Raw genomic sequence first — 5,059 nt, 5'->3', positions numbered from 1 at the left:
CGCGCGGCGAGCGGGGAGGACGCGGCCGCCGGCGGCGCCGAGGGCGGCGGCTGCTGCGCGCCGGCGGGGACGTTCGCGGACGCGAGCAGCGCGCACGCACGACGGACGAGGGAAGGGCGCATGGGCGTCGGGGTGGAGGGACGCCCGAATCTAGACCGTGTGTCGGGTTCGGAGGATGGCAGGGGCTCGTGCGCACGCCGGACCCCGGTCGTCGGCCACCGGAGCGCCGGGCGCCGAGCGCCGAGCGCTACGTGCCCCCCCGGCGCTCGGCGCTCGGCGCCCTCGTCGCGATCCGCGCACGCCCGAGGGACCGCGCGAAAGGCGGCCCCACGAAGCAGGCACGACGCGCCGACCCGTCAGGGCGTCGCCGGCTCGGCCTCGGTGACGAACCCGCGCAGCCCCTTCGCGGCCAGCTCGCGCTGCAGCGCGACCGCGTCGGCGCGCCGCGCGAGGCGGCCGACGCGGATGCGGAACGGCGCCGCGCTCCCGCTCACCCGCGCCTCGATCCCGCGCTCGACCATGCGCGCCGCCGCCGACTCGGCGGGCTCGCGGCGGTCGTAGGCGGCCACCTGCACGGTCCACAGCGGTCCGGCGCGGGGCGCGGCCGGCGCGGGGGCGGCGGCGGTGGTATCCGATGCTCGGGGGGGGCCCCCCGGCGCAGGCGCGGCCACCGCCGAGTCCGGCACCGCGCTCGTGTCGGCCGCCGACCGCGCTCCCCACCGCCACCGTCAGCTCGCACCCCGGCAGCCGCCGCCGCAGCGCCACCAGCTGCCGCGCCGCCGGGTCGCCCGGGAGCGCCGCCCCCGCCGCCTCGTTCAGCATCGCGCACGCGGCCCGCGCGTCCCCGGCGTCGAGGTGCGCCCGCGCCAGCCAGTAGCTCGCCTGCGCCCGCGTCCCGCCGTCCGCCTGCTCGCGCCGCAGCCGCTCCAGCCGGTCGCGCGCCTCGGCGGCACGCCCGCGCGTCAGCTCCAGCTGCGCCAGCCGCAGCGACGCCTCGGCCGCCCGCGGCGACGCGGCGTGCTCGCTCGCGATCGTCTGCAGGTCGCGCTCCGCCGCGGCCACGTCGCGCGCCAGCGCCGCCCGCCACCACAGCGCCTCCGCCAGCGCCGGCGACCCCGGCTCGGCGACCCCGACCAGCGAGTCGACCAGCGCCCGCCCCTCGTCTCCGCGCCCCGCCTCGACCAGCGTGCGCGCCCGCTCGTACGGCGCCGCCGCCGGCACGGTCTCCGGGCGCGGGCCCGCCTGCGCCCGCAGCGCGGACGTCGGGACGGCGAGCGCGGGAAGGACGGCGAGCGCGGCCGCGAGGACGGCGGCGCGGGGCGGCTGAGACGACGACGGCACGTCCGCAACTTAGCGCGCCCCGACGCCGACGCGCCGCGCTCGCGGGACGTCCGAACGCGGGCTACACTCGACGGGAGCCCGTCCCCGTCCCCCGCGCCCGGCCCCCGCCGGACGCGCCCCGTTCCCGTACCCGGAGCTTCCCGGTGACGTCCCTGCCCCCGCTCCCCGGGCGCGCCCGCCGCGCCCTGGCCGCCGGCGCCGCCGGCGCCGCGAGCGCGTCGGCGCCGCTCGTCGCCCCCGCGGTCGAGCGGCTCACCGTGTCGCTGGCGCGCACCACCGCGGCGGCCGGCGGTCGGCACTCGTGCGCGGTGCTGGGCGACGGCGCGCTCGCCTGCTGGGGCGCCAACACCGACGGTCAGCTCGGCACGGGCGACCTCGACGCGCGCGAGCAGCAGGCGCGCGTCGCCGCCGACGACCGCGGTGCGCGGGTCGCGGCGGGCGGGGCGCACACCTGCGCCGTCTCCGGCGACGGGGCCGCGTACTGCTGGGGCGACGGCGAGCGCGGGCAGCTCGGCGCCGGCGCACGCTCGGCCCGCCCCGCGCCCATGCGCGTCCCCGGGAGCTGGCGCTTCCGCGGACTGCGCGCCGGCCTCGCGCACACGTGCGGGCTGGCGATGGACGGGGCGGTGCTGTGCTGGGGCGCCAACGACCGCGGCCAGCTCGGCGACAACGGGACCGCCGACCGACTCGTGCCGACTGCCGTCGCCGGCCTGCGCGCCGCGTCGCTCACGGTCGGCTGGCGCCACAGCTGCGCGCTGACGGCGGACGGCGCGGCGTTCTGCTGGGGCTCCAACGACGACGGCCAGCTCGGCGACGGGACGCGCAACTCGCGTCGCGCGCCTGCCCCCGTCGGCGGCGGGCTGCGCTTCGTCTCCATCGCGGCGGGCGCGGGCCACACCTGCGCGGTGGCGGGCGACGGCCGCGCGTACTGCTGGGGGCGCAACGCGGCGAGCCAGCTCGGCACGGGCGGCGGCGCGCAGCTGCTGCCGGCTCCGGTCGAGACGTCGCAGCGTTTCGTGACCGTCGTCACAGGCAGCACCCACTCCTGTGCGCGAACGTCGGGCGGGCTCGTGTTTTGCTGGGGTGGCAACACGTACGGACAGCTCGGCGACGGGACCACCGTCGGCCAGGCGCGGCCGGTGCGCGTCGCGGGCGGTCCGTACGGCGGGCTCTCGGCCGCGGGCGCGCACACCTGCGCCACGCTCGACGGCGCCGCGGTGTGCTGGGGCTACAACGTCGACGGCCAGCTCGGCGACGGCACCCGCGCGCACCGCGCGAGTCCGATGCGGGTGACGGCCTCGGCGCATTGATCGCGGGCCCGCTCCGGCGGGCCCTCCCGAACGTCGCCCGCGGGCGTACGGGACGCGGGGCCGGACCGCCCGGCGCCGCCCCCGCGCCCACGCCACCGTCGCGCACCGACCGCATGCCGTCGTTCCCCACGTCCCCGCTCCGCCGCCGCCTCCGCGCCGCGACGCACGTCGCCCTGCTCGCGGGACTCGCCGTCGCACTGCCCACCTGCGGCGGCTCGACCGACGCCGACGGTCCCGTCGGCACCGTGCAGCTGTCCGAGAGCGTGCTCCGCCTGCGCGTCGGCACCGAGGGCGCGCTGTCCGCCCGCGTGCTGGCCCCCGGCGGCGAGGAGATCGCGGGCAAGCGCGTGTTCTGGTCCGTGCGCGACTCGGCCATCGCCCGGGTCTCGCAGGCCGGCGTCGTCACCGCGCGCGCGGCCGGCACCACGCAGGTCGCGGCGAACGTTGAGGGGCGCAGCGCGGTCGCGGAGGTCGTCGTCTCGGCCCGCCCCGTCAGCTCCGTGCGCGTGGAGCCTGCGAACCTGCAGCTCGTCGCCGGCGCGACGGCCACGCTGGTGGCGCGCGCGCTCGACGAGACCGGCGCCGAGGTCCCCGGCGCGGCCGCGACGTACGCCAGCAACGCCGAGGGCGTGGCCCGCGTGAGCGCGGCCGGCGTCGTCACCGCCGTCGCCCCGGGCGTCGCCGTCGTCACCGTCACCGTCGAGGGGCGCAGCACGGTCGTGCCGGTGTCGGTGAGCGCCGTCGCGGTGGCGCGCGTCGCCGTGACCGCGACGCGCGACTCGATCGTCGTCGGCACCACCACGCAGCTCACCCTCGCCGTCACCGCCGCCGACGGCACGCCGCTGACCGGCCGCACGGCCGCCTGGACGAGCGACGCGCCCGGGATCGCCACGGTGTCGTCGACGGGCACCGTCACCGCCCTCGCGCCGGGACGCGCCACGATCAGCGCGACCGTCGACGGCCAGACCGGGCGCGTCACGCTGACGGTGCTCCCCCGCCCCGCGGCCGCCGTCATCGTCTCGCCCGACGCCAGCGTGATCTTCGTCGGCGCCACGCAGAAGCTGCTGGTGCTCGTCACCGACGCGACGGGCAACGTGCTCGGCAACCGGCCGGTCACGTACGCGAGCAGCGCGCCGGCCGTCGCGCGCGTCGACACCGCGGGGACGGTCACCGGCGTCACGCCCGGCACCGTGACGATCACCGCGACCAGCGAGGGGCGCAGCGGCACCGCGACGGTGCGCGTCCTCCCGGTCCCGATCGCGGCCGTCGACGTCGCCCCCGCGGAGCCGCGCGTGCGCGTCGGCGAGACGCTGCGCCTGAGCGTCGTGCTGCGCGACGAGGCGGGCGCCACCGTCACCGACCGCGCCGTCACCTGGACCGCGGTCACGCCGAGCATCGCGATCGTCAGCACGACGGGCGACGTGCGCGGCGTCTCGATCGGAGCGGCGGTCGTCGTCGCCCGTTCCGAGGCGATCGCCGACACCGTGGTGGTGCGCGTCGAGCGCGCGCCGGTGGCGCAGGTGGTCCTCTCCCCCGCGTCGCTCGCGCTCGTGGTCGGCGACTCGGCGCAGCTGTCGGCGATCGGCCGCGACGCGAGCGGCAACCCGATCTCGGACGCGCCGGTGCAGTGGATCTCGGCGGATCCGGCGGTGGCGAGCGTGTCGTCGACCGGCCGCGTGCGCGCGGTCGCCCCCGGCACGACCTCGATCCGCGTGATCGTCGAGGGCGTCGCGTCGAGCGCCGGAGTCACCGTGACGGCACGGACGCCGACGCCGACGCCCACGCCCACGCCGACGCCGACCCCGACTCCGACGCCGACGCCCACGCCGACCCCGACTCCTACGCCGACACCCTCTCCCACGCCGACCCCTACCCCGACGCCCACACCGACCCCCACGCCGACTCCCACGCCCACGCCGACACCCAAGCCCACGCCCACGCCCACGCCCACGCCGGCGCGCGTGGTCACGACGGTACGCGTGCGCCCGGACCGGCTGCGACTCTCGCCGGGCCAGCGTGGGCAGCTCGCGGCGGAGGCGCTGGACCAGAACGGCCAGCTCATGTCGGGCGTGACGTTTACCTGGACCACCTCGAACCTGCTCGTCGCCACCGTCAGCGGCAGCGGCTCGGTGCAGGCGCTCCTCACCGGCACCGCGACGATCCGGGCCACCGCCGCCGGCAAGACCGGCAGCGCGGCGGTCGAGGTGCGTCGTGACTGAGACCGTGATGCCCCCGCTCCGTACCATCGCCGCCGCCGCGTTCCTCGCCGCCGCCCTGGCCGCCGACGCGTCGGCGCAGGACCTCGCGCCGAAGCGCGCCCTCACCATCCCGGCGGGGCCGCAGTGCGCCGGCGTCGCCGCCGCGTCCACCACGCGCGACGCGGCGGCGGCGCGCGCCGCGGCGACGCG

4 protein-coding genes are annotated in these 5,059 nt (G+C 79.3%); 3 read left to right on the top strand and 1 reads right to left on the bottom strand.

All coding sequences use genetic code 11. The features are described from left to right. Positions 1-356: 356 nt before the first annotated feature. Positions 357-575 (bottom strand): SPOR domain-containing protein, encoded by a 219-nt coding sequence (locus PYV61_RS20725; protein ID WP_345785272.1) that lies wholly within the window; start codon positions 573-575, stop codon positions 357-359. Positions 576-1,484: 909 nt separating this feature from the next. On the opposite strand from PYV61_RS20725, the gene PYV61_RS20720 reads away from it, so the two are divergent. The 3 genes from PYV61_RS20720 to PYV61_RS20710 all read left to right on the top strand — a co-directional run. Further along, entirely contained in the window at positions 1,485-2,651 is a 1,167-nt protein-coding gene (locus tag PYV61_RS20720; protein WP_275835199.1) for a hypothetical protein, read from the top strand. 113 nt (positions 2,652-2,764) lie between these two features. Continuing rightward, entirely contained in the window at positions 2,765-4,870 is a 2,106-nt protein-coding gene (locus tag PYV61_RS20715) for an Ig-like domain-containing protein (protein WP_275835197.1), read from the top strand. Between the two features lie 7 nt (positions 4,871-4,877). After that, positions 4,878-5,059: hypothetical protein (locus PYV61_RS20710; RefSeq protein WP_275835194.1), on the top strand; the 182-nt coding region annotated here is incomplete at its 3' end.

It is taken from the genome of Roseisolibacter sp. H3M3-2 (genome assembly GCF_029211165.1).
Taxonomy (GTDB): Bacteria; Gemmatimonadota; Gemmatimonadetes; order Gemmatimonadales; family Gemmatimonadaceae; genus Roseisolibacter.
Note: the sequence above shows the minus strand (reverse complement) of the source record. Positions and strands in the feature narration are given on the sequence as shown.